We start from the raw sequence: 22,955 nt of genomic DNA on the forward strand, positions 1-22,955 counted from the left end.
ATATTTGTCCCAACCCCAAATTAGTCGCTGGCAGTCAAAGGGTAGTCAAAATAGCCCCGTCCCAAATTAGCTATGGCAGGCTAGCTACCCCTACCTTACACAACGGTAAGGCAAGCGTAAGCCATATCGATGGTAGCCGACTCGTCTTCTTGCGACTATAGATGCCGTAGACTAATTGCAAGAAAGGACTCGGTATGCAAACCACGCACATGGCGACCCCGGTACTGGAGGTCGCTCATCTCGAAAAGGTATACGGAGCGCTGGGCAACGTGACCCGCGCGCTCAACGACGTCAGCTTTACCGTCAACCGCGGCGAATTCGTCGGCATCATGGGCGCTTCGGGCTCGGGCAAGTCGACGTTGCTCAACTGCGTGTCGACCATCGATAGCGCCACGAGCGGCACGATCCGCATCAACGGGCAGGACGTAACACGCATGAAGCAGGCTAAGCTTTCGCAGTTCCGCCGCGAGGAGCTCGGCTTTATCTTCCAGGACTCCAACCTGCTCGATACGCTCACGGCACGCGAGAACATCGCCCTGCCGCTCACCATCGCCCGCACAAACTCGGCAGAGATCTCGACCCGCGTGCAGGATGTGGCAGCGCGCCTTTCCATCAGTCAGGTGCTCGACAAGTATCCCTACCAAATGTCCGGCGGCCAGCAGCAGCGCGTCGCCGCGGCTCGCGCGCTCGTCACCGACCCCACCATGATTATGGCCGACGAGCCCACCGGCGCCCTCGATTCCAAGAGCGCTCGCCTGCTGCTCGAGAGCCTAGAGGCCCTTAACCGCCGCCTACGTGCCACCGTGCTCATGGTCACGCACGACAGCTTTGCCGCCAGTTACACGAGCCGTGTGCTGTTTATTCGCGACGGCAAGATCTTCACCGAGCTGCGCCGCGGCGACACCGACCGCCGAGAGTTCTTCGACCGCATTATGGAGGTCGTTGCCATGATGGGCGGTGAGGGCTCCGATGCTCTGTAAACTCGCTTGGGGTAACGTCCGCCGCGCCGGCCGCGACTACCTCGTCTACCTTTTGACGCTCACCCTGGGTGTCACGGTCTTCTATGCCTTTAACACCATCTCGATGCAGGTCGACATCGCCGGAATCGATGAAAAGGGCTTGGCGCAGGTAATGGGCAGCATGCTCGGCGACCTGACGTACTTTTTGGCCGGTGTCATGGCCTTTTTGATGGTGTATGCCAATAACTTCATCATGAAACGCCGCAAGAAGGAGTTTGGCCTGTACCAGGTGCTCGGCATGGGGCGCGGGCGCGTCGCCACGATTATGGCGCTCGAGACGGTGATCGTTTCGGTCGTGGCCTTTGTCGCCGGCATTGTGCTGGGTGTGGGGCTCTCCCAGCTCATGACGTTCTTTACGGCCTCGCTCTTTAAGACACAGATCGCCAATTTCCACTTCTTTTTCTCGGTGCATGCGTTCAACCTGACCCTTGCTTGCATGCTCGTAATGTTTGTGCTCACGCTACTGCTGAACCTTCGCGCCGTGCGTCGTACCAAACTCATCGAGCTTATGGGTGTCGAGCGTCGCAACGAGAGCATCAAGACGCGCAACCCCTGGATTGCGATTGCCATCTTTGCCGTGGGCGTGGTGCTTGTGGGCGTGGCCTATTACCGTCTGCTACGTGATGGGTTCCCGCTAACCGCGACGGACAGCAAGCTGCAAGAGGCCATGAACCAGTTTGGCATTACGACCGCTATGGTTACCGTGGGCACCTTTGCCCTGTTCTGGGGACTCTCGGGCATGCTCATCAAGCTGCTGCAGAGCCTGCGCGGCGTGTATTGGCGCGGCCTCAACATGTTTACCGTGCGCCAGCTTGCGGCCAAGGTCAACACGGTGTGCTTTTCGATGGGCGTCATCGCGATGCTCCTGTTTTTGGCCATCACCTCGGTGACGTGCGGTATGTCGATTGCCAATGTGATGAACGAAAACCTGGAGCGCTATAACCCTGTTGACGTGTCTCAGACGTATGTCTATTACACGCCCGATACGCTCGACTACTACAAAGAATATGTCAATCCGTCTGAAGCCGACCGCATGGTGCTAGCCGATACAACGGTCGATTTGTACTCCGCATGGCACGGCAAGGGCAAGTCGGCGGACAACAACGACGAGACCGGCAAGAAGGTCAATATCGCCGATGTTGCCGGTGAGCATGTTCAGATCGATTCGTATCTGAGTTACCCGTTTGGCGGTTCGAATCCTTCGGTGTCTGCGGGTGAGATGTGCAAGACCATGGGCGAAAAGCTCCCCAAGGCGCTCGGGGGTAGCAATGCCGATACGATGGGTCTGTTTGTGACGCCGGCGAGCCAGTACAACAAACTGCGCCAGATGATGGGCGAGGAGCCGGTGAGCATTGGCCGCGACCAGTACCTGCTTACGTGTGATATGGGCGGTGAGCTGGGCGACCTGTACACCAAGTACATGGCCGGCGGCCATACCCTCACCTTGGGCGGGCATGAGCTCAAGCCCGCAACCGATAAGTCGGACAAGGACACGGCGGCCATCGCCAACTCGGCGATGGGCAGTAATCCGGGTACCGTCGTCGTTGCCGACGAGCTGTTGTCCCAACTTAATCTGCAGCCGTATTCCAGTAGCCTGCTCGTTAATTACAAACAGGGGATGGATACGACCGAGGCAGACGAGAGCATTAAATACACTTTGCTCGACAATCTGCTCGTTGACGGCAAGGAGCCGGGGTCATGGGGAATCTTCATCACACGCTCCGAGATGTACGCGCAAGCAGCGCAAACGAACGGCATGATTAGCTATCTGGCCATCTACATTGGCTTTGTACTGGTCGTTGCGTGCGCGGCGATACTGTCGATCCAGCAGCTCTCCAATGTGGCCGACGGCAGCCGCAGCTATCGTGTGCTGGCACAGATCGGCTGTGACGACCGCCAGATTCGCCATTCGGTGATGGCGCAGCAAGCGGTATTCTTCTTGTTCCCGCTGGCAGTGGGCCTGGCGCACTCCTTTGTGGCGCTCAAGGTGATTATCGAGCTGGTGAGCATATTCGGACATATGAGCATCGGCGGCACCGTGGGCCTCACCTGTGCAATCTTCCTGGCAGCATACGGTGGCTACTTCCTGGTGACCTACCTCATGAGCGCCGGCATGGTACAAGCTGCCATCGCTACCCGCTACAGCGAATAACAAGCGGGCAAAACCGTCGCAAAATCAGAGCGAATAACCGCCGCGAAGGGAGTCCAGCTCCCTTCGCGGCGGTATTTTGCGTATCTAGAGCATCTCAGATGCAAGTGAGTAGGCTTTTTTGGATCTGCCGAGCACATCGCGGCAAGTGCTCAATAAAATCGCAGGTCAGGGCTGTGGCGTTTTGAGGTGTGCTCGGCATCCCGCCAAAAGCCTACTCACTTGGTTTTACTGCTAGAAAACCGCCGCGAGGGAAAGTAGCTCCCTCGCGGCGGTTTTTGGCGTTTGCCCAGATAAAACCTGCCAAAATAAACCTGTCCCTTTTTGGCAGGTTATCGCTTCCAAAAGTGGAGGATGAGCGTCGTGCGGTTTTGCTGTTCGGTTTTGACCAGGATGTTGTGGATGTGGGTCTTGACGGTGCCCACGGCAAGGAATAGCTCGTCAGCGATCTCTTGGTTCGATTTGCCCAGTACGACCAGACGCATAACTTCGGTCTCACGGTTGGAGAGCTTGTAGACGTTGCGATAGAAGGGCATCTGCTCTTCGATGTGTCGATCAAGATCGCTGACGTTCTTTTCCTCGGGCGCCTCCTGCATGCGGATTGAAAGCACGTGGTAGGAGTAGATGATCAGCAGAATCGCAAAGTAGCAGGCAAAGACGTTTTCGCTAAAGTTGCGCTCGGACAGATATAGTTGCAGCCAAGAGGACGCCAGACTCATGGGGACAATCAGAATGTTGTAGAAATCCTCGGCAACGATGCAACCGACCAGAATAGCGCCGATAATCAGGTGCTTTCGTTGGTTGTTAACGCGTGCCTTCAGCTCGACTTGCGTGCTCTTGCGTGCCGTCCAAAAGATATATAGCCCCACGAAAACAAGGAATACCTGACGCATCGTGTAGTAGAGCCATTGATGAATGGGGCCGTAGGGGACAGCGACGATAATCAGCAGCTCGCTCAGCAAGAACGTTGCGACGGGAATGACAAACTGCTTTTTTGAATGCTTGTCGAGCAAATCCATGGCAATGAGCCAAATAAAAGCCAGCGAAGCGGTCGCCACAAAGGTCCGCAACACAGGCATGGTAATTGAGTAATAGTCGCTGGCTGGAAAACTCTGGTTTTGCAGCGTGTATTCAAAAAAGAAAATCTCGGTCATCTCGATGGCATAGCAGATAAATACGCCGCTGCCATAGATAAAGAAGCGTCGACGAGACGAGGCATAGGCGGCAAGCGAGAGTACCGCCGTCACAATACAGATCACGAGTATCGCTAGGGTATAGAAGAACATCAGGGTGTTCATCTGTCACCGTCCCATCTCATTTATTCTATGGCCGAGCTCTGTATACCTTGTGGGATATAGACGTCTCAACCCTTCGTTTCATTGCGGATTAGGCGCCGAGATACAGCATAGCCGTATACCGTTCGCGGTTCTAGGGTTCGCGGTTCTAGATGGTAAACCCCCTGTAAACTTGACCTGCGGGTTTATATTGGTTTAGAGGGGGTGTAACTCCGTGAACGGTCTTTAATCCCGAATAAACTAGGTAAAAATTGCATACGGGTGAATGATGGTCTTGTCAACACGAGGCGTGATGTTCGAGCGCCTCATAGTAATAGCCGGCAAGACCGGCGGAAAGGAAATCGACATGGCACTGCCTAAGGATTTCATCGACACCAACGACTTCACCAAAGAGCAGATCCTGGCTATCGAGGATCTTGGTCTGGCAATGAAGAAGGCCATCAAGGTTGACGGTTATTATCCGCACCTGCTCCGCAACAAGAGCCTTGGCATGATCTTCCAGCAGGTCTCCACCCGCACTCGTCTTTCCTTCGAGACCGCTATGACCGACCTCGGCGGCCATGCTCAGTTCTATGGCCCTGGCACCATCCAGCTCGGCGGTCACGAGTCCCTGGGCGACACCGCTCGCGTTATGGGCTCGCTGCTCGACATCATGATGGCTCGCGTTGACCGTCACAAGGACGTCGTCGGCCTCGCCGAGGGCTCCGCTGTGCCCGTCATCAACGGCATGTCCGAGTTCAACCATCCCACGCAGGAGATGGGCGACCTCATGACCATGCTCGAGAACCTCCCCGAGGGCAAGAAGATCGAGGACTGCACCCTGGCCTTCATCGGCGACGCCACCCAGGTCTGCGTCTCCCTCATGTTCATCGCCTCCAAGGTCGGCATGAAGTTTGTCCAGTTTGGACCTAAGGGCCACCAGATCCCCGACGGCGGCCTGCACGTTGGCACCGTCGAGGAGCGCGCCGAGTTCGGCAAGCAGATGATGGCCATCGCCGAGGAGAACTGCAAGGTCTCCGGCGGCTCTGTCGTCATCTCCGACGACATCGAGTGCATCAAGGGCGCCGACTTCATCTACACCGACGTGTGGTATGGCCTGTACGACGAGGAGGTCTCGGGCGAGAACTACATGGACGTGTTCTATCCCAAGTATCAGGTCACCATGGACATGATGAACTTTGCCGGCCCCAACTCCAAGTTCATGCACTGCCTGCCGGCCACCCGCAACGAGGAGGTCGTCGACGAAGTCATGGACGATCCCGAGCGCTCCCTGTGCTGGGTCGAGGCCGAGAACCGCAAGCACTCCATCCGTGCTCTCCTTGCCGCCCTGGGCAAGCGCACCCCGCTCAACGACGAGGGTGTCGAGTACTCCGCCAAGGCTGAGCTCCACGCCGCTCTCGAGGCTCTCGAGCAGCTCTAAGCCTCAAGGCTTCTAAAAGCACGTTTGCGGGCGGCGGATGCTCGTCTCCTGTCGCCCGCTCACCGAGGCCCAAGCAATTGCCTTAATACCTTAGGGCCTCGGATCTGTCCAAGACTGAGCGAAGGAGCTCATCATGAGCGACGGAAAGAAAAAGCTTTCCTTCTTGACGGTCATTTCGACCATCATCTGCGTCGTCTTCGTTTGCGAGGCCGCCGCTCCTGCTGCTGCCATTGGCAACCAGCAGTTCTTCTGGTGGATCTTCCTGATCCTGACCTTCCTGCTTCCCTACGGCATGGTTGTCGCCGAGCTCGGTACCACCTATGACGGCGAGGGCGGCATTTACGACTGGGTACGCGATGGCCTGGGCGACAAATGGGGCGCCCGCATCTCGTACTACTACTGGGTCAACTACCCGCTGTGGATCGCCTCGCTGGCTACCATGTTCCCCGACATTTTGGGCATGGTCTTTGGCGTCGAGTTCAACTTGATCGCCAAGATGGGTATCGATCTTGCCTTTGTGTGGATCGTCTACCTCATGGGCCGCTCCAAGGCGGCCGACTCCGAGTGGGTCCTTAACGGTGGCGCCATCATCAAGGTCGCCGTTGCCGTTATCGTTGGCGCTTTGGGCATTTGGTATGCCATGGAGAACGGTTTTGCGAACGACATGTCCGCTGCCACCTTCCTGCCCGAGCTCACCAACACCAACGCTCTCGGCTACCTGTCGATCATCATCTTTAACTTCATGGGCTTCGAGGTCATCTGCACCATGACCGACGACATGGCCGATCCCGCTCGCGATATCCCCAAGGCTATCATCGTCGGTGGCCTGTCCATCGCCGTGATCTACCTGTTCGCTGGCTTTGGCATCGGCGCCGCCGTGCCGGCCGACTCCATCGATCCCGACTACGGCATGATCGTTGCAGTCCAGACCATGGTGGGCGACTCCATGATCTTTAAGGTCATCTGCATCGCCTTCCTGATCACCCTGTTCGCCAACATGGCCGCTTGGTCCTTCGGCGTTAACTCCGTTGCTCGCTACGCTGCCGAGCACGGCAACATGCCCAAGGTCTTCGCCTCGATGATCTCGGATGACGACATGCCCAACGGCGCCAACCTGGTCAACGCTGTCGTTGCCTCCCTGGTGCTGTGCCTGCAGCTCGTTCCCATCGACGCCATCTCCAACGGTGTCTTCTGGATGCTCTTTGGCACCTCTGTCGTCTTCCTGCTGTTGACCTACATCCCGATGTTCCCGGCGTTCCTCAACCTTCGTAAGAACGACCCCAACCGTGAGCGCATCTTCACGTTCCCGTTTAAGGGCGCCATGATGAAGGTCATGCTAGCCATCCCCTGCATCGAGCTGGTTCTTGCCATCGTTGCCACGCTGATCCCGTTCTCCGCTGCTGAAATTGGCGACAAGGTCCCGATGATCGTTATCTTCATCGTGCTCGTGCTCATCGGCGAGGTCGTCCGCGTCGTCAGCGCTAAGGGCCGCGAGACCGAGTACAAGGGTCTGACCCCTGAGCTCGCAGCCCAGCGTCTCGCTGAGGAGGCCGCCGAGGCCGAGGAGAACTAGAGCACCCGGTTCTGGGGCTCCAACCCTCCTCGTGTACCAACGCGCGCTTCGTCGGGCTTGTCGCTCCCGACTCCGGGCACTCTAGCCTCTTCGGAGGCGTGTCCAAGCGACAGGTTTGCTAACCATTCCCCCGGGGTGGGTGTGAGCGATAGCTCCGGTAACCACCGCCCACCCCAATCTCTCTTCCGTATCCTTCGTGCGTTTTGTCTCCGCGCACTTGGTTACGTCGTCGCTTGCTGGTGCGATTCCGTGAAAACCGGCACCGGGCGCCCCGACCTTTGCCGGGGAACGGGCGCCTACCATCTCTTGGTTTTAGGCTGCGGGTAACCCGCCCGCAGCAAGCGATCGTTCGATTTGGAGGAAATCTTATGCGTACGATCACCGAGTCCGAGTCCACCCCCAAGGCCGACGGCTTCTTCATGCCCGCCGAGTTCGCCCCGCAGGATCGCGTGTGGATGGGCTGGCCCCACCGCACCGACACCTGGGCCCACGGCGCCAAGCCGGCCCAGAAGCAGTATGCCGCCATCGCCCGCGCCATCTCCGAGTTCACCCCGGTCTATATGTGCGCCAACCAGGTCGACTACGCCAACTGCAAGGCCGTCTTCGAGAACGACGAGAACGTCACCGTCATCGAGATGACCACCGACGACGCCTGGTTCCGCGACACTGCCGCCACCTACGTCATCAACGGCAAGGGCGAGAAGCGCGCCAACCACTGGCACTTCAACGCCTACGGCGGCCTCGTCGACGGCCTGTACTTCCCGTGGGACAAGGACGAGCAGATCGCCCTCAAGATGGCTGAGCTCTCCGGCTGCCGCCGCTATCGTCCCGACGACATGATCCTCGAGGGCGGCTCCATCACCGTCGACGGCGAGGGCACCCTTGTCGTGACCGACCAGTGCCTGCTTTCCCCGGGCCGCACCTGCTCTGCGGTTCTGGAGGAGGAAGAGGATCCCGAGTCCATCTGGCCCAAGTACCGCAAGAAGTTTGAGCCCTGGAGCGAGGAGCTTCGCGCCTACATGGACGAGCACCTCAAGGATTACCTGGGTGTCGAGAAGGTCATCTGGGTCAAGGAGGGCATCGACCCCGAGGAGACCAACGGCCACATCGACGACGTCGCCACGTTCATCGCGCCGGGCGTCATGGCCTGCATTTGGACCGACGATCCCGAGTATCCGTTCTACGAGCAGTGCCACGCTGCCTACGAGACCCTCTCCAACGCCGTCGACGCCAAGGGCCGCAAGATGAAGGTCTACAAGCTCTGCATGCCCGTGAACCCGCTGTTCATGGACCAGGCTTCCTGCGACACCATCGACGCCGACGAGAACGCCGAGCCGCGCGTTGCCGACGAGCCGCTGATCGCCTCCTACATGAACTACCTCGTGACCAACCACGGCGTTATCGTCCCGCAGTACGGCGACGAGAACGACCAGCTGGCCGTCGACACGCTCCAGAAGATCTACGACGAGGTCTGGGGCGAGGGCGTCTACAAGTGCGTCGGCGTTCAGTCCGAGCAGGTCGTCTTCGGTGGCGGCAACATCCACTGCATTACTCAGCAGGAGCCGTCCGCGTAATTGTCTGTCTTCCCGAGGCACGGCACCTTGCCCTTCAATCGTCGGGCATGACCCTTAAGGTCTATGCCCTCCTCTTTCAGGGCAATCTGCCGCACCTCAGAAACCCAGCCGATCAATCGGACAGTCGGTGAATCGCACCGTGACCATCTCGGGGCATTGATGGTCGGTTTATTCGATGTCTTGGTCGGCTGGGTTTTTCTTTGGGCACTCCGTTGCCTCCACTTCGGAGTGCCCGCCTCTTTGATTGAGTACGCGTCTGATCTGGGATTTATTGCGGGTTAGGCCAATTGTTCGCTTGAATATCCCAGGTCAGACGCGTCTTCAATTGCCAAAAGATTCCGGTCGCAATCGCGGCCGTTTTGATCGGAGTATCTATGTACCAGTGTATCGTTATCTACACGCGCCTGTTCCGCGAGCGTTGGTCCAACAATTGCATCCTCTCTTCTCTTTGGGATGGCACCTGCACCGGTGACGCGGCCTGCAACCCTACCTTGGGCTGCGCCTTCGGTACAGATGCCATCCTTTTTGCTGTAGGGGAAGCGTGCCATGGCAGGTAAAAAGTTCTCCCTGTTCGAGGTCATCCTCTCGGTTATCTGCGTTGTCTTTACCATCGAGGCGGCTGCTCCGACATCTGCCATGGGTAACGTGCAGTTCTTCTGGTGGATCTTCCTTATCATTACGTTTTTGCTTCCCTATGGCCTGGTGGTGGCCGAGCTCGGTACGGCGTTCGATTCCGAGGGCGGCCTGTACGACTGGGTTCGCCTGGGCTTGGGAGACCGTTGGGGTGCACGCTGCTCCTGGTGCTATTGGGTCAACTTTCCACTGTGGGTGGCAAGTATCGCCTGCATGTTCCCCAGTGTCATCAATGCGGTATGGGGCATCGAATTTTCGCTTGGGGTCCGAATTGCCATCGAGCTTGCCTTTGTGTGGGGCGTCACGGTCATGGCAATGCAGCCGGTGGCCGAGGCCGATTGGGTCATGGATGGCGGCGCCGTCATCAAGGTGCTCATTACCGCCGTGGTGGGAATCATCGGCATCTGGTTTGCCTGCAACAACGGCTTTGCCAACGATATGTCGTTTAAGACATTTGTCCCCGATCTGGGAGACACTAACTCACTGACGTATCTTTCAATCATCCTATTCAACTTTATGGGCTTTGAGGTGGTCGCGACCTTTGCCAGCACGATGAAGAACCCATCGCGCGATATCCCCAAGGCGGTTATCGCCGGTGGCGTTGCCATCGCGGCGATCTACATTATCTGTGGCATCGGTATTGGAGCCGCGGTTCCCACCGAGCAGCTTTCACTCGATTCGGGCATTGTGGACGCGGTTGCCGCCATGGTGGGGCGCGCTCACCCGCTGACGATGGTCGTGGGCGTGGCCTTTCTGGTAACGCTGTTTGCCAACATGATCTGTTGGAGCTTTGGCGTCAACAACGTGGCGAGCTATGCCGCGCGCCATGGCAACATGCCGCGTCCCTTTGCGCTGGTGTCCAAGAAGACCGGCATGCCCAACGGCTCGGCACTCATTAACGGTTGTTTTGCCAGCTTGGTGCTGCTACTTCAGATTCCGCTGGGTGAAGGTTCCGACGTCTTTTGGGTCTTCTTCTCGATGAACGTCGTCTTTCTGCTCATGAGCTATATCCCGATGTTCCCGGCGTTTTGGCGCCTGCGTAAATACGACGACCGCCCGCGTGTGTTTCGCGCGCCCTTCGAGGGCAAGGTGCTTGCGGTAGCGCTTGCGGTGCCGGTGGTAGAACTCGTGCTTTCGATTGTTGCGACAATCGTGCCGCTTAACAGCTCGCCCGCCGAGATGTCAAAGTTGCCGATCCTCATGGGTGTGGTGATCGGCGTGTTGCTGGGCGAGGTTTCGCGCCTCATATCGCGCCGCGGCCGCAGCATCGACAATCCCGGCGTTGGCGCAAGGGGGACAGGTCGCTTTGCACCAAAACAGTAGCGCCGCGAGTTGTGCGGTGCTAGATGCATCTTGGATTACTGCTCACGCTGCTCGGGATCAGATGCGAGCTTGGGTGCAAAGTAGGGGACGTGGCCCAGGTAGGGGCAGCTGTCCGAACGCGCCTCAACGGCGCAGGGGACATTGTCGTAGGTCATGGAAGAACCGAGTCGGGTGATGGCCTTGGCGGCGGGCGCGACGAGCATCTTGAGCGGAGCGATCGGTGTCATGGCATCTCCTTTCATCGGTGAGACACAGCTTGTTTATCTAAACGATACAGTACGTTTAATCGGTGAGTCTAATCTTGCGGCAAAGAATCTGTCAACATCCTCACAGCATCTAGACAGGGGAGGCGGGCATGAGTTTCGCGTTCTATATCTACACCACGATTATCATGGGTGTGGCTCTGGTGACCAGTACCGTGGCATTGGTGGTTTGGCTCATGACGCGCCGTCGCGACAGCCTCGTGGCCGCGGCGGGTTTTTTGCTCTATATGCTCGATATGTCGGTCATCTTTTTTGACGAGTACAATCGGCTCAAATACGACTACGCCGTTAGCTTTAGCGAGCCGCTGCAGCACCCCTTGCTGCGCTGCGTGCTTGGTATTGCCATCTATGCCTGCGTGGTGCTATGGATGTTTGCGCGCTTGCGCAAAAGACCGACGTCGCGCATGCTCGGACTCGCTATCGTGCCGTTTTCAATCTTGCAATTGCTGCTGGTGCCTCGCAGCGGCGCTGCCGGAGAGGTGCAGCAGTATCTCTTTTGGCTCACGCGTGACCTGGGTAATGTAGGATGTCTTGCCTATGCCGCCTGGCATTACCGGTACAGAGCAACGCGTGTTGAGAAACTCGACCTCGACCGCTCAAAGCTCTTTTGGAAGGTGGCCTTCGTTCTTGTGTTTTGCGTGATCGCCGAGGACACCTACATGATCTTGTTCTGCCGCCCCGACTCCCAAAACCCCGTCATCGGCCTCTTTTTGTGGTATCTGTCCGAGCGCAATATCTCCGAAAACGTACTGCTCGTGGTATGCGCGGCTCAGCTTTTTTGCCAGTTTAGCCATATCCTGCGTGTGTATGCCCGTCATCCGCGTGCCGATGAGGACGTGGCAGCCGAGAGCGCAAGCTCTGAGGACGATCTCGCATCGCGTGTGGTGATTTATGCCGACGCCCATAAGCTGTCACGGCGCGAGCAGGAGGTGCTCACGCTGGTGCTGAAGGGCAACGACGCCCAAAACATCGCCAGCGAGTTGGTCATCAGCCCTGGCACGGTCAAGGCACACTTGCATCGCATCTACGTTAAAAGCGGCGTCTCCAACCGAGATGACCTTATAGATACCTTTTGGCGTTCCTAGCCTCATTCTTCCTCGCATGCGGGTCTTGCTGTGTGGGCGGCCACACCGTTGGGCGTAATGAAGCGGTAATAATCTCAGACAATAAACCTGCAGGTAAAGCGTGTAAACCTGCTTAAACTGACCGTTTGCGGTCCCTGGCCTTGGCACGGATTTGCCCCTGTGTATCAATGGGTGTAGCGCGAAGCCGCGGACGTGGGACAGACGTCCGAGCACGGCTTGTAGGCACGCGCCGATGCGGGAGCGCTACGCTCCCAACCGAGTGCCCACGCGGGCGGTGCGTCCGCGTTACAACCAAAGATGCCTGAGGAGGCTCGCATGGACAAGGCTGATGTAGTTATCAAGAGCGACGCCGTCTTTACCGGCGATGGGCTCGAGCCGTTTAAGGGCGGCGTTGCCGTGCGGGGCGATAAAATCGTTGCCTGCGGTGACGATGCTCACCTGGCACCGTTTATCGGTCCCGATACCGAGGTGCGCGACTTTGGCGACCAGCTCGTCATGCCCGGCCTGATCGACTCGCACACGCATTTTGCCCAGGGCGCGTTTATGACCGACCCCGATTTTGCCGTCAACCTCATCGACTGCACCAGTTTTGAGATGGCGATGGAACGTGTCGTGGCGTTTGCGGCCGACCATCCCGATAACGAGTGGATTCTGGGCTGCCAGATTATCCAGTTCCAGTGGGATGTCCCCGAGATGCCCACGGCCGCGATGATCGATGAGTACATCTCCGACCGCCCGGTATTTCTGCAGCAGGTTGACTTGCATACCTTTAGTGCCAATACCTGCGCCATCAACAAGGTGGGAGTAACTTCGCAGACGCCCGATCCCGCAGGCGGCAAGATCCTTAAGGATGCCGACGGCAATCTGACGGGCGTGTTTTCCAACAACGCCGGCGCCTTCTTTATGGACGAGGTCTACGACCCAGCGCCCGAGGTTGTTGACGCGTCGTTTGCAAAAACCGCCCGGCGCGCCAATGCCCTGGGAATCACTACGGTCGGCATGGTCAATCCTACGTTTGTGAGCATGGAAAACCCGTATGCGGTGTTGGCAGGTCTTAATGCCAAGGGCGACTTGCCGCTGCGCGTGTTCCTGTACACCGACCTGTTCGAAAACGAGTCCTTGACGCTCGAGCAGATCAAGGAGAAATACGCCTTCCCGGGTACGCAGGTGGAGTGGCACGGCTTTAAGCAGTTCCTTGATGGTGTGTGCTCCGACCATACCGCCTGGATGCTTGAACCCTATAGCAACGCACCCGACACCTGTGGTGAGCCCGCGGAGGAGCCGGAGCGCATCCGTGCTGCCATCCTGAGGGCGCAGGAATGGGGCGTTGACACGCGCATCCATGCAATCGGCGATCGCTCGGTGCGTTTTGTGCTCGATTGCTTTGAGGAGGGCGAGCGCTTGCATGGCAAGCGGGATTGTCGCCACTCCATGGAGCACAACGAGACGGTTCAACCCGAGGATATGCCGCGTTATGCCGAGCTCGGCGTCTGCCCCGGCATGCAGCCGTGGCACATGCTGCTCGATATGGCTGACCTTGCCAAGGACGAAGCCGTGGGTCCCGAGCGTGCCGCGCTTTCGTGGCCCCTGCATAGCCTGCTTGCCAGCGGAGCCGTGGTGCACCTGGGCAGTGACTTCCCCGTTGTGGGCTTGGAGCCCATGGAGGAGGTGTACGGCGCGGTCTTCCGCATGCTCGAGGACGGTTCCAACCCTGAGGGCTGGTTCCCCCAGGAGCGCATTACCATGGCCGAGGCTCTGCGCGCCTACACCTATGGCAGCGCCTACGCCATGCATGCCGAGGACCGCATCGGCACGCTCGCGTGCGGCAAACAGGCAGATATCTGCGTGCTCGACCGCAATCTCTTTGATTGCGAGCCGGCCGAGGTGCTCGAGGCTACCGCAGCCCTCACGATGATCGCCGGCAAGGTGGTCTTTGAGGCATAGCGCCATCGTTTGATTGGGCGGCTTGGTGCCAGTTGTCAGCCGCCTGACATCCATTCAGCACTACTCTCTCAAGGAAAGGGGAGAACAATGGCAGAAGAAGTAACCGCTGCCGTGGAGGAGGAGCGCGAGCTCGCCTCCCAACCGATTCCCGGTCTGGTGCGTAAGTACACCATCGTCACCGGCCAGGGCATGCTCGCCCAGATCATCATGGTGGTCCTTGAGGGCCTCGTGATGGGTTGGGGCCTAGGTGCCCACGGCCTGGCATGTGTCTCGATCATTATGTCGGTCGAGTACATCAACCTGGCCTTTGGCAACCTGTTTGGCACCGGCGTGCCCGCCGTGGTGGGCAACCTTTTGGGTGCCGGCGACATCAAGGGCGCAAGCAAGGCTTTTAGCCAGGGCTTTTGGCTCACCACGATCGTGAGTGTGCTGCTTGCTGTGGTGATGGCAGTGTTTACCGAGCCCATCTGCACATTCTTTGGCGCCACGCCCGACATCATGGCCGATACCGTTGCCGGCGTGCGCACCTTCGCCGTGCTGCTGCCGCTCACGGTCATTGGCCAGATGATCACCGCTGTGATGCGTGTGGACGAGAAGGTTCAGATCCAGGCCAACCTCATGACCGTTTCGGCCATCGTCGCCATCTGTTGGCTCGCGCTTTCCACGTTTGTGCTCAAGTTTGGCGTTATGGGCGCCGGCGTGTACTACGGGCTTTCCATCGGTATCTGGGCCATCGGTATCTTCTGGTTCATCGGGGGCAAAAAGTCCCAGCTCCAGATTAGCCTGGCCGACCTTAAGCTCGACCTCGCCATCTGCGGCCAGATCTTCAAGATCGGCTTCCCGTTCTTCCTGGTCCAGGGTGCGACCTTTATCTTTAATACCGTTGCCAACTCGCTTTTGGGTTCGCTCGGCGGCGACATGGGCTCGCTCTACATCGCAGCCTTTGGCGTGATCAACGGCTACATCCTCTACATTACCATGATGGTTGCCCAGTGCTTCTCCTACGGTCTGCAGCCCATCGCTGCCTTCAACGCCGGCGCAAAGGCTTGGGCACGCCTTAAGGAGACGCTCTCCTGCACGCTTAAGTACCAGGTTGTGACGCTGGCGCTGGTCACCGTCGCGCTCTGGCTTGCCGCCACCCCGGTGTGCGCCTTCTTTGCCGGCAGCGATCCTGCGCTCGTTGAGGTTGCCGCCAACGCCACGCGTACTGTCATCCTGGCTGTTGCCCTGGGCTATCTTGCCATGACCATGTCGATGTATTTCCAGGCGGTCGAGAAGGTGGGTGTCGCCACGTTTACGGGCCTGCTTCGCTATGTGATCTGCTCGGTGCCGCTTATGTACCTCCTCGGCAACATGATGGGTGTCGAGGGCGTGTGGATCGCCCTGGTGGTGGCCGATGCCATTACTGGCATCATCTCCATTGCGCTCGCCGCGCACGAGTCCAAGCGCCTTGCCACGCTCTAGGCTCGGACATGGCTGGCGTACGATAGTCGAACAAGTTAACTCGCCTGCAAGCCACCACAATGGGGACAGCCCCCATTGTGGTGGCTTTTGTTATTTAGGGTCTGAGATTTCGGCTCTATAAATAATGCTTTTGAACTGGGTTACTATAAGATTATGGTAAACGCTACTATAAGATTATGGAGAATGAAACTATTCGATTATGGTAACAGCGTAATAAGGGGCGTTGATATGGCTGAGTTCATTAACAGGGATTTGCATGAGTTGCTCATTCGCATGGCAGGCTGGTTTCCTGTTGTGTCGTTGACAGGGCCTAGGCAGAGTGGTAAGTCTACGCTGGTTCGGCATGCCTTTCCCGACTATTCCTACGTCACGCTTGAGGACCCTCAAACGAGGCGCGCGGCCTTGGAGGATCCGGTGAGTTTTATCCGCAACCGAAAGGGCGGACTCATCATCGATGAGGCGCAATACGCCCCGGATTTGTTTTCAATGATCCAGGTTGTTTCGGATGAGCGGGGAGACGCCGGTCAATACATCCTTACAGGCTCGCAAAACTTTTTGATGATGAAAAGCATCGGGCAGTCTCTTGCCGGGCGAGTCGGGATCTTAAAATTGCTGCCATTATCGTTTCGAGAAGCGGAGAGGGGCCAGCAGGGGCAGCTGGAAGTGGATTTGTTCGCGCTCGAAGGGGGATACCCTCGCCTGCGTTCCGCCGGAATGCCGTCCTCGGTTTATTTTCCCAGCTATATCGATACCTATGTTGAGCGCGATGTTGTGGGCTTGCTTGATGTGCGCAATAAGGCGGAGTTTCATAAGTTTCTGTCCATAATTGCTCAGAGCGTCGGTCCCCTCATCAATATATCCTCACTTTCTCGAGATACGGGCGTGAGCGTATCGACCATTAAAAGCTGGTTGTCCATTCTGGAGCAGAGCTACCTGACGTTTTCGCTGCAGCCCTATTATGCAAATGCCAAGAAGCGTCTAACTAAAACGCCCAAGCTCTATTTTTACGACACGGGGCTGCTCTGCTACTTGCTCAAAATTGGATCACTGGAGCAACTATTGGAGAGCCCTTATCTGGGGGCCGTTTTCGAAAACCTCATCGTTTCCGAAACGGCGAAGAGCCATCTCAACGTGGGCGAGAATCCCGAGCTGTATTTCTATAGGGACGACAGCAAGCGTGAAATCGATTTGCTCGACTGTACAAACTCAGGGAGTCCCAAGGCTATCGAAATAAAATCATCCAGAACGTATCACGATAAGTACGCCCGCCATCTACAGACTGTATGCGATGAGATCGACATTGCAAAAGATGCGCGCTATGTTGTGGCCCGCGTGGACTCAACGTATGAGTCGAAAGACTGTAGTGTGGTTTCGGCGCGTGATTGGCTTTTACGATAACAAGCTCGGCGTATTAACGGCTGCCGCGAAGGGAACCGGCCCCCTTTTTGCGGCGGTTTTTGCCTATCTGGTGCGTCTTAGATGCAAGTGAGTAGACTTATTTGGATATGCCGAGCACATCGCAACAAATACTCAATAAAACCGCAGGTCAGAGCTGTGGCGTTTTGGGGCGTGCTTGACCTCCTGCAAAAAGCCTACTCACTTGGTTTTTCTGCTAGAAGACCGCCGCGAGGGAAGGCAGCTCCCTCGCGGCGGCTGACATTTGCCCAGATAAAACCTGCCAAAATAAACCTGTCTACTCTTTGAGCCAGAGCCGACACTAATTCAAATGGCGAAATCAAAGGGCGTTCTCTGCATGGAGGGCGCCCTTTTTTATCGCGGGATGTTTTGCGTGGCAGTCATGAGGCCCAGGCGGTTGCTGACGCCGAGCTTGCGATAGATGGCGTTGACATGCTTCTTGACGGTTGACTCGCTTATGAATAGCTCGTTTGCCATCTGTTTGTTCGTTTTGCCGTCGAGCATGAGCCGCATGACTTCGGCTTCGCGCGGTTGGATATTGTGTTCTGTAATGAAAGCATTTAGCTGGTTTGTGTCTTCTGTCTGGGTGAGTTTAATGCCCCGAGGATAGAGGTTGGCGAGCGCGAGGCTCGCGTGCCGAGCGACTTCGAGCAGGATTGCGAGCTCGGTGTCGGTGAAGTCTCCGGCCGTGCGTTCACGAAACAGGGTGATGCTTCCTAGCGGGCTGTCGTTGTGCGCGAGCGTGGCCGTACAGCCAAAGTAGACGCCCTGCGGTTCCATCCATTTGCGATAGATGGGCGTGGCATCGCGTCGCTCGACGTCGACGAGGTCGAGGTCGCGGTAGACGCCGACCTTATGTAAGTCAAAGCTCCATGTTGTATAGTCCATCGCGGCGTAGCGGTTGTAGTAGTCGCTCAGTGCGCGGTCGTCCATTCCGCTGCTTGCGGGGTGGACGTAGCGTGGGGCATCACTGCCCGCTGCCTCGATCAGGTCGAACATGGCGATCCGATGGGGCACGAGCCCTGTCGTTCCCTCGAGGGTCTCCTTTTGCAGCTTATCGACACCGTGTGATGCGTGGATTGCAAGCGCGAGCTCGTTGAGAGCAGTCCAGGTCGTACTGTCCAACTCAATAGTCTGCTGATTATTGCATGGGGGCATAGGGCATCCTTTCCATTGTGGAACCCAGTATGTCATGTTCTCGGCCTGAATAGAACTTTAGGTCAGCGAATGGTATACCGTCGGTCGCTGAAAGGGGCTCGAGGGACCATTGAGAACATCTCGGTGCGGCCGCATCATGGTCTCGTCAAGCAAAAGCACCGAGATTTAGGAGCTTGAAATGAAGACCATTTACGAGAGCGAGTCTACGCCAAAGAAGGACGGATTCTACATGCCCGGCGAGTACGAAGAGCAGGAGCGCACCTGGATTTTGTGGCCGCATCGCTCGGATGTGTGGCGCTGTGGTGCCAAGCCGGCGCAAAAGGTCTTTACCGAGATTATTAAGACCGTTGCACGTTTTCAGCCCATCACTGTGGGCGTCAACACTGAAGACTTCCCCGCGGTGTGTGAGATCTTCGACGGCGTTGAGAACGTGCGCGTTATCCACATGGAGTACAACGACAGCTGGATTCGCGACCCCGGCCCGGCGTTTCTTGTCAACGACAAGGGGGACGTGGCACTCTCGCACTTCCACTTTAATGCTTACGGCGGTTTCATTGACGGCCTGTATTTCCCGTGGGACAAGGACGCTTCCATTGGACTGCAGGTGGCACAGCTCGAGCAGGTTAACCGCTATCGTCCCGAGGATTATATCCTCGAGGGTGGCTCGTTTAACTGCGACGGCCAGGGCACCGTGGTGACCACCGAGATGTGCCTGCTCAATGAGGACCGCAACCCCCAGTACACCAAGGAGCAGATCGAGGAGAAGCTTGCCGAGTACCTGGGCATCGAGAAGGTCATTTGGATCAAGGATGGCATCGACCCGTTTGAGACCAACGGGCACGTGGACGACGTCGCATGCTTTAGTGCGCCCGGCGAGGTCTGCTGCATGTGGACCGATGATCCCAACCATAAGTTCTACAAGGAGTGCCAAGAGGCGTATAAGACGCTTTCCGAGACGACGGATGCCCGTGGCCGCAAGCTCAAGATCCACAAGGTGATTATGCCTGCGACCTCGGTATATATGACCGAGGAGGAGGCCAGCACGATTGACCCCGTCGAGGGCGTGCTGCCGCGTACCCCCGAGGATGCTTTCGAGCCGAGCTACCTCAACTTCCTGCCCATCAACGGCGCAGTGCTTGTACCGCAGTTCGGCGATCCCAATGACGCCCAGGCGCTCAAGGATATCCAGGCTGCTTATCCGGACCGTGAAGTCATCGGTATCATGACTCGCGAGGTTATCTACGGCGGCGGCAACATCCACTGCATCACCCAGCAGCAGCCCAAGGCGCGCTGTAAATAGCAGTTCCATGGTGAACAGTGCTTGATTGTCCGCACGCGAAAGTCCGCCGACTTCAATGGTCGGCGGACTTTTTGTGTGGTGGTTTCAGCTGAACGGCGGGCCGTGCGGCTTGGGTGTGCGGGCACACAATCTGGGGAAACCAAACAGATTGGGGCCTTATATGATCGACTCGAAGGGAAACGTGCGACCCGAGGGCATGTTTAACAGGGCGTACCTGGCCCCCGAAGCCCAGCGCGCATACGATACGCTGCTCGAGTGCGTGCTCAACGGGCAGAAGGGTTGCGAGGCTTCGGCGCATGCGGGCATGGATACCATCAAGGCGCTCGTATAGCTTTACGCTTTCGGATGTGACACATAGGACTGCGTGCGCCGCTCCCGGCTATATTGCCCCCGAGGTGCTTCAACTCATGGAGATAGCCGGCATCAGCGATTTCGAGAGCTTGGCAGCGTCCACGAATGCCCCCGTGTTTACGCCACAGACGGATGACTTTGGACTCGCGGTCCATATCTTTAAGATGCTTAACCGCGGAATACACCCATACGCTTCTGGTGAGCTGGACTTGGACATATTTGACCTGGACGACGATGACATTCCGCCTGCACCATTGATAAACAGCTGCGTGTGTAATGGGCACAGCCCGTTTGTGGGGACGTTGGTCGGATACGTTGTCCCAAAGTACGCTCTTGAGCTCGATGATTTTAGCGGCATTATGGGCGAGGCACTCCGTCGATCGCTGTATGGCAGGGCGGAGGAGCGTCTTGACGCACGCACATGGGCGCGCCTGCTCGACCGCTATCTATCCGAGACAGTTGTGTGCAAGCGTGGCCATCTCCACCACTCGTTACAGCACGAATGCCCTTGCTGCCGAGGAGAGCGCGCCTTGTTGACTCGTCTTGGTTGATGGTTTGGGCCGTCTTGTAGAAAGCCCGTGAGGCGACATGCAAGTTAATCCTGCGTGTCGCCTCCGTACATATAGACGATAAATCCGTCGCCGTTGTCCTGGCTGTGATCCTCCAAGATGCGCTTCATGTTGAGGTGCTCGTAGAACTGCCAGTCGGAGTTGCAGTCGCTCATCAGGAAGAATTTGGTGCACCCGGCTTTGGCGAGTTCGGCGCGCGCAAGGTCGATGAGCGCACGGCCGAGCCCCTTGCCCTGCCATTCGGGCACGATGATGATCAGGTTGAGCTGGCCCTGGGCATATTCGTTGCCCGTGGCGGCAAAGCGGTCGGCTGTTGCCTTCTCGCGGCTATCGCCAAAGAGCGAGCCTTCGAGCTTGGCATCGGCGGTCTTTGCCATCTCGGTTGCCTGGACGAACATCTCGTTGTAGCAGGGCTCCCACGTGGGATTGGTGCGTGGTTTGCCGTCTTCGAAGATACCGATGCAGCAAGCGGCGATGATGCGGCCTTCAGCTTCGGCAACGAGCGCGATGGGGGAGCGCTGCAGCTGCATGGCGATGTTAAAGCGCGCACAGAAATCGGCGGCTTCGACGTCGCCTCGGTTGCGCAGCGTGTTGCACCACAGCTGGTTGTAGATGGCGGCGATGCCGGCCAGGTCATCGAGCGTGGCGGCACGCAGAGTTACGTTGTCAAGGCTCATGGGGGCTCCTTCCAAGTTGGGTCAGGCCACCCCTGAGTGTGACATGGACGCAGGACGGCCGCATCGACCATTCGGCAGGCGAGCCTCGAATCCTCGGGGACGGAGGGTCCTAAGAAGGAATGAGGGCGGATTTTCGGACACTTGCTCGATGAGAGTGGATAATCTCCCACTTTTAGCGCTGGTATAGGCCAAAAACGGGAGATTATCCACTCTCATTCTGGGTAGTCGTTGGGGACGTTCTTAAACGACCAGTCATTAAAGAACGTCCCCAATGACTACCCCAAGGAACATCCCAAACCGCCGGCAGAAAAGGAACGTCCCTAACTGCCGCATCCGGGGCAAGATAACGCCGCAGGTAGAGGACGGACAGCGAGCGGGTCGCATTTGAGACAAGGTGACGTGAAACGAAAGGGCGCTGACCTTCTGGTCGCGCCCTTGAAGTTGAACGTCAGATTGTCTCAAATGCGACCCGCGCAGCGTCGAGCCGTTACGGCGTCTGGTAAAACGCCGTAACCTACACCCGTTCCGCGATCTCGCGGATGAGGTAGTCGGTCTTTTCCCAGCCCAGGCACGGGTCGGTGATCGACTTGCCAAAGACGCCGCCGTCGACCGGCTGGTTGCCGTCTTCTAGGTAGGACTCGATCATAAAGCCCTTGACCAGCTTGGAGATGGACTCGTTGCGGCGGCAGCTGTCGAGCACCTCCTTGCAAATGCGATACTGCTCCAGCGGACGCTTGCCCGAGTTGTCGTGGTTGCAGTCGATGACCGCTGCCGGATTGGCATAGCCGGCATGCTCGGTATAGCGTTCGGCCAGGCGTTCCAGGTGTTCGTAGTGGTAGTTGGGGTAGGTGCGCCCATCGAGACCGATGTAGCCACGCATAACGGCGTGTGCGAGCGGGTTGCCGTCGCACTCGACCTCCCAGTTGCGGAAGATGAAGCTCTGGTGCGCCTGGGCGGCGTAAATTGAGTTGAGCATAACGGTGGTAGAGCCGGCAGTGGGATTCTTCATGCCGACGGGTACCGAAATGCCGCTCGACACCAGACGGTGCTCCTGGTTCTCTACCGAGCGTGCGCCCACGGCGACATAGCTCAGCAGGTCAACGAGGTATTGGTAGTTGGACGGATAGAGCATCTCGTCGGCGGTGAAGAAACCCGTTTCCTCAATAACGCGCAGGTGCATATGGCGGATGGCCTTGACGCCCTCGAGCAGGTCGTCGGGAGCCTCGGGGTTGGGGTTGTGCAGAAGGCCCTTGTAGCCGGTGCCCTTGGTGCGCGGCTTATTGGTGTAGACGCGCGGAATGATGATGAGCTTGTCCTTGACCTCCTCGGCGGTCTTGGCCAGTCGGTTCATGTATTCAAGTACCGAATCCTCGCGGTCGGCAGAGCACGGGCCGATGATGAGCACCTTGCGTGCGTCCTTGCCGGTAAAGACTTTGGCGACCTCGGCGTCAAATGCCTGCTTTTTGGCGGTAAGCTCGGCAGAAAGCGGCATTTCCTCGCGGATCTCCATGGGGATTGGCAACTTGCGTTTGAATTCCATGGCCATAGGGGCCTCCTCAATCTATAGAAAGAGCAATAAGCGTATTGTCGAGTGTCCGGAATTATCCGCTGTCGCACGCTAAAGTGCAAGCCCTTGTCACCCCGAAACCTGCCAAAAAGGGACAGGTTTATTTTGGCAGGCTTTATCTGGGGAGACGTCGGCGGATGCCGGGAGCGAGTGGCGCCGCGTGGGGCCCTAAGGC

18 protein-coding genes are annotated in these 22,955 nt (G+C 57.6%); 12 read left to right on the forward strand and 6 right to left on the reverse strand.

From position 1 onward, the window contains the following. Window positions 1-194: 194 nt before the first annotated feature. Window positions 195-980, forward strand: a complete 786-nt coding sequence (locus I1969_RS06320) for an ABC transporter ATP-binding protein (RefSeq protein WP_006234847.1) — start codon at window positions 195-197, stop codon at window positions 978-980. Next, window positions 970-3,171: an FtsX-like permease family protein gene (locus I1969_RS06325; RefSeq protein WP_195233939.1), complete on the forward strand. Its 2,202-nt coding sequence runs from the start codon at window positions 970-972 to the stop codon at window positions 3,169-3,171. Before I1969_RS06320 ends, I1969_RS06325 begins: the two co-directional genes overlap by 11 nt. Before the next feature lie 329 nt (window positions 3,172-3,500). On the opposite strand, the gene I1969_RS06330 is transcribed toward I1969_RS06325, so the two are convergent. Further along, window positions 3,501-4,466, reverse strand: a complete 966-nt coding sequence (locus tag I1969_RS06330; RefSeq protein ID WP_195233941.1) for a response regulator transcription factor — start codon at window positions 4,464-4,466, stop codon at window positions 3,501-3,503. Window positions 4,467-4,809: 343 nt separating this feature from the next. Between I1969_RS06330 and ptcA the strand changes: the two genes are divergently transcribed. The 3 genes from ptcA to I1969_RS06345 all read left to right on the forward strand — a co-directional run bounded on the left by ptcA (window position 4,810) and on the right by I1969_RS06345 (window position 9,030). After that, a complete protein-coding gene (gene ptcA, locus I1969_RS06335) occupies window positions 4,810-5,883 on the forward strand; it encodes a putrescine carbamoyltransferase (RefSeq protein ID WP_117583532.1) in 1,074 nt (357 codons plus the stop codon). Window positions 5,884-6,016: 133 nt separating this feature from the next. Next, window positions 6,017-7,456, forward strand: a complete 1,440-nt coding sequence (locus I1969_RS06340; RefSeq protein ID WP_022093785.1) for an APC family permease — start codon at window positions 6,017-6,019, stop codon at window positions 7,454-7,456. A 368-nt stretch (window positions 7,457-7,824) separates the two neighbouring features. After that, window positions 7,825-9,030 carry an agmatine deiminase family protein gene (locus I1969_RS06345; RefSeq protein ID WP_195233943.1) on the forward strand — a complete coding sequence of 402 codons (1,206 nt, stop codon included), beginning with the start codon at window positions 7,825-7,827 and terminating at the stop codon, window positions 9,028-9,030. 278 nt (window positions 9,031-9,308) lie between these two features. Here I1969_RS06345 and I1969_RS11060 read toward each other — a convergent pair whose 3' ends face one another. After that, a complete protein-coding gene (locus I1969_RS11060; RefSeq protein WP_147325424.1) occupies window positions 9,309-9,578 on the reverse strand; it encodes a hypothetical protein in 270 nt (89 codons plus the stop codon). Here I1969_RS11060 and I1969_RS06350 point away from each other — a divergent pair. Then, window positions 9,577-10,986, forward strand: a complete 1,410-nt coding sequence (locus I1969_RS06350; protein ID WP_195233945.1) for an APC family permease — start codon at window positions 9,577-9,579, stop codon at window positions 10,984-10,986. The genes I1969_RS11060 and I1969_RS06350 overlap by 2 nt on opposite strands. Before the next feature lie 35 nt (window positions 10,987-11,021). Here I1969_RS06350 and I1969_RS06355 read toward each other — a convergent pair whose 3' ends face one another. Beyond that, window positions 11,022-11,213 carry a hypothetical protein gene (locus I1969_RS06355; RefSeq protein ID WP_117746649.1) on the reverse strand — a complete coding sequence of 64 codons (192 nt, stop codon included), beginning with the start codon at window positions 11,211-11,213 and terminating at the stop codon, window positions 11,022-11,024. A gap of 128 nt (window positions 11,214-11,341) precedes the next feature. Between I1969_RS06355 and I1969_RS06360 the strand changes: the two genes are divergently transcribed. From I1969_RS06360 to I1969_RS06375, 4 genes are all read left to right on the forward strand, one after another. After that, complete coding sequence (locus tag I1969_RS06360; protein WP_195233953.1) at window positions 11,342-12,334, forward strand: helix-turn-helix domain-containing protein; 993 nt, start codon at window positions 11,342-11,344, stop codon at window positions 12,332-12,334. A gap of 315 nt (window positions 12,335-12,649) precedes the next feature. After that, a complete protein-coding gene (locus I1969_RS06365; RefSeq protein WP_158554608.1) occupies window positions 12,650-14,278 on the forward strand; it encodes an amidohydrolase in 1,629 nt (542 codons plus the stop codon). 87 nt (window positions 14,279-14,365) lie between these two features. Beyond that, window positions 14,366-15,742, forward strand: coding sequence for an MATE family efflux transporter (locus tag I1969_RS06370; protein ID WP_117746646.1), 1,377 nt, complete (start codon window positions 14,366-14,368; stop codon window positions 15,740-15,742). Between the two features lie 228 nt (window positions 15,743-15,970). Then, window positions 15,971-17,140, forward strand: coding sequence for an ATP-binding protein (locus I1969_RS06375; protein WP_229028301.1), 1,170 nt, complete (start codon window positions 15,971-15,973; stop codon window positions 17,138-17,140). 372 nt (window positions 17,141-17,512) lie between these two features. On the opposite strand, the gene I1969_RS11255 is transcribed toward I1969_RS06375, so the two are convergent. Beyond that, window positions 17,513-18,316: a LuxR C-terminal-related transcriptional regulator gene (locus tag I1969_RS11255; protein WP_271736885.1), complete on the reverse strand. Its 804-nt coding sequence runs from the start codon at window positions 18,314-18,316 to the stop codon at window positions 17,513-17,515. 178 nt (window positions 18,317-18,494) lie between these two features. Between I1969_RS11255 and aguA the strand changes: the two genes are divergently transcribed. After that, a complete protein-coding gene (gene aguA, locus I1969_RS06385) occupies window positions 18,495-19,616 on the forward strand; it encodes an agmatine deiminase (protein ID WP_161155974.1) in 1,122 nt (373 codons plus the stop codon). Window positions 19,617-19,776: 160 nt separating this feature from the next. Then, the gene (locus I1969_RS06390) at window positions 19,777-19,947 is read left to right on the forward strand and encodes a hypothetical protein (protein ID WP_158554607.1); all 171 of its coding nucleotides are present in this window, start codon (window positions 19,777-19,779) and stop codon (window positions 19,945-19,947) included. Between the two features lie 615 nt (window positions 19,948-20,562). Here I1969_RS06390 and I1969_RS06395 read toward each other — a convergent pair. Together I1969_RS06395 and I1969_RS06400 are read right to left on the reverse strand one after the other, a co-directional pair. Next, window positions 20,563-21,213 (reverse strand): GNAT family N-acetyltransferase, encoded by a 651-nt coding sequence (locus I1969_RS06395; protein WP_195233955.1) that lies wholly within the window; start codon window positions 21,211-21,213, stop codon window positions 20,563-20,565. Between the two features lie 514 nt (window positions 21,214-21,727). Then, a complete protein-coding gene (locus I1969_RS06400; RefSeq protein ID WP_195233958.1) occupies window positions 21,728-22,759 on the reverse strand; it encodes a 3-deoxy-7-phosphoheptulonate synthase in 1,032 nt (343 codons plus the stop codon). Window positions 22,760-22,955: the final 196 nt, after the last annotated feature.

The organism is Collinsella aerofaciens (assembly GCF_015548375.1).
Taxonomy (GTDB): domain Bacteria; phylum Actinomycetota; class Coriobacteriia; order Coriobacteriales; family Coriobacteriaceae; genus Collinsella; species Collinsella aerofaciens_AB.

What these genes read in the sequence shown, in the direction of transcription:
- I1969_RS06320 (WP_006234847.1), top strand. Translation starts at nt 195, where the DNA reads ATGCAAACCACGCACATGGCGACCCCGGTACTGGAGGTCGCTCATCTC.
- I1969_RS06325 (WP_195233939.1), top strand. Translation starts at nt 970, where the DNA reads ATGCTCTGTAAACTCGCTTGGGGTAACGTCCGCCGCGCCGGCCGCGAC.
- I1969_RS06330 (WP_195233941.1), bottom strand. Translation starts at nt 4,466, where the DNA reads ATGAACACCCTGATGTTCTTCTATACCCTAGCGATACTCGTGATCTGT.
- ptcA (WP_117583532.1), top strand. Translation starts at nt 4,810, where the DNA reads ATGGCACTGCCTAAGGATTTCATCGACACCAACGACTTCACCAAAGAG.
- I1969_RS06340 (WP_022093785.1), top strand. Translation starts at nt 6,017, where the DNA reads ATGAGCGACGGAAAGAAAAAGCTTTCCTTCTTGACGGTCATTTCGACC.
- I1969_RS06345 (WP_195233943.1), top strand. Translation starts at nt 7,825, where the DNA reads ATGCGTACGATCACCGAGTCCGAGTCCACCCCCAAGGCCGACGGCTTC.
- I1969_RS06350 (WP_195233945.1), top strand. Translation starts at nt 9,577, where the DNA reads ATGGCAGGTAAAAAGTTCTCCCTGTTCGAGGTCATCCTCTCGGTTATC.
- I1969_RS11060 (WP_147325424.1), bottom strand. Translation starts at nt 9,578, where the DNA reads ATGGCACGCTTCCCCTACAGCAAAAAGGATGGCATCTGTACCGAAGGC.
- I1969_RS06355 (WP_117746649.1), bottom strand. Translation starts at nt 11,213, where the DNA reads ATGACACCGATCGCTCCGCTCAAGATGCTCGTCGCGCCCGCCGCCAAG.
- I1969_RS06360 (WP_195233953.1), top strand. Translation starts at nt 11,342, where the DNA reads ATGAGTTTCGCGTTCTATATCTACACCACGATTATCATGGGTGTGGCT.
- I1969_RS06365 (WP_158554608.1), top strand. Translation starts at nt 12,650, where the DNA reads ATGGACAAGGCTGATGTAGTTATCAAGAGCGACGCCGTCTTTACCGGC.
- I1969_RS06370 (WP_117746646.1), top strand. Translation starts at nt 14,366, where the DNA reads ATGGCAGAAGAAGTAACCGCTGCCGTGGAGGAGGAGCGCGAGCTCGCC.
- I1969_RS06375 (WP_229028301.1), top strand. Translation starts at nt 15,971, where the DNA reads ATGGCTGAGTTCATTAACAGGGATTTGCATGAGTTGCTCATTCGCATG.
- I1969_RS11255 (WP_271736885.1), bottom strand. Translation starts at nt 18,316, where the DNA reads ATGCCCCCATGCAATAATCAGCAGACTATTGAGTTGGACAGTACGACC.
- aguA (WP_161155974.1), top strand. Translation starts at nt 18,495, where the DNA reads ATGAAGACCATTTACGAGAGCGAGTCTACGCCAAAGAAGGACGGATTC.
- I1969_RS06390 (WP_158554607.1), top strand. Translation starts at nt 19,777, where the DNA reads ATGATCGACTCGAAGGGAAACGTGCGACCCGAGGGCATGTTTAACAGG.
- I1969_RS06395 (WP_195233955.1), bottom strand. Translation starts at nt 21,213, where the DNA reads ATGAGCCTTGACAACGTAACTCTGCGTGCCGCCACGCTCGATGACCTG.
- I1969_RS06400 (WP_195233958.1), bottom strand. Translation starts at nt 22,759, where the DNA reads ATGGCCATGGAATTCAAACGCAAGTTGCCAATCCCCATGGAGATCCGC.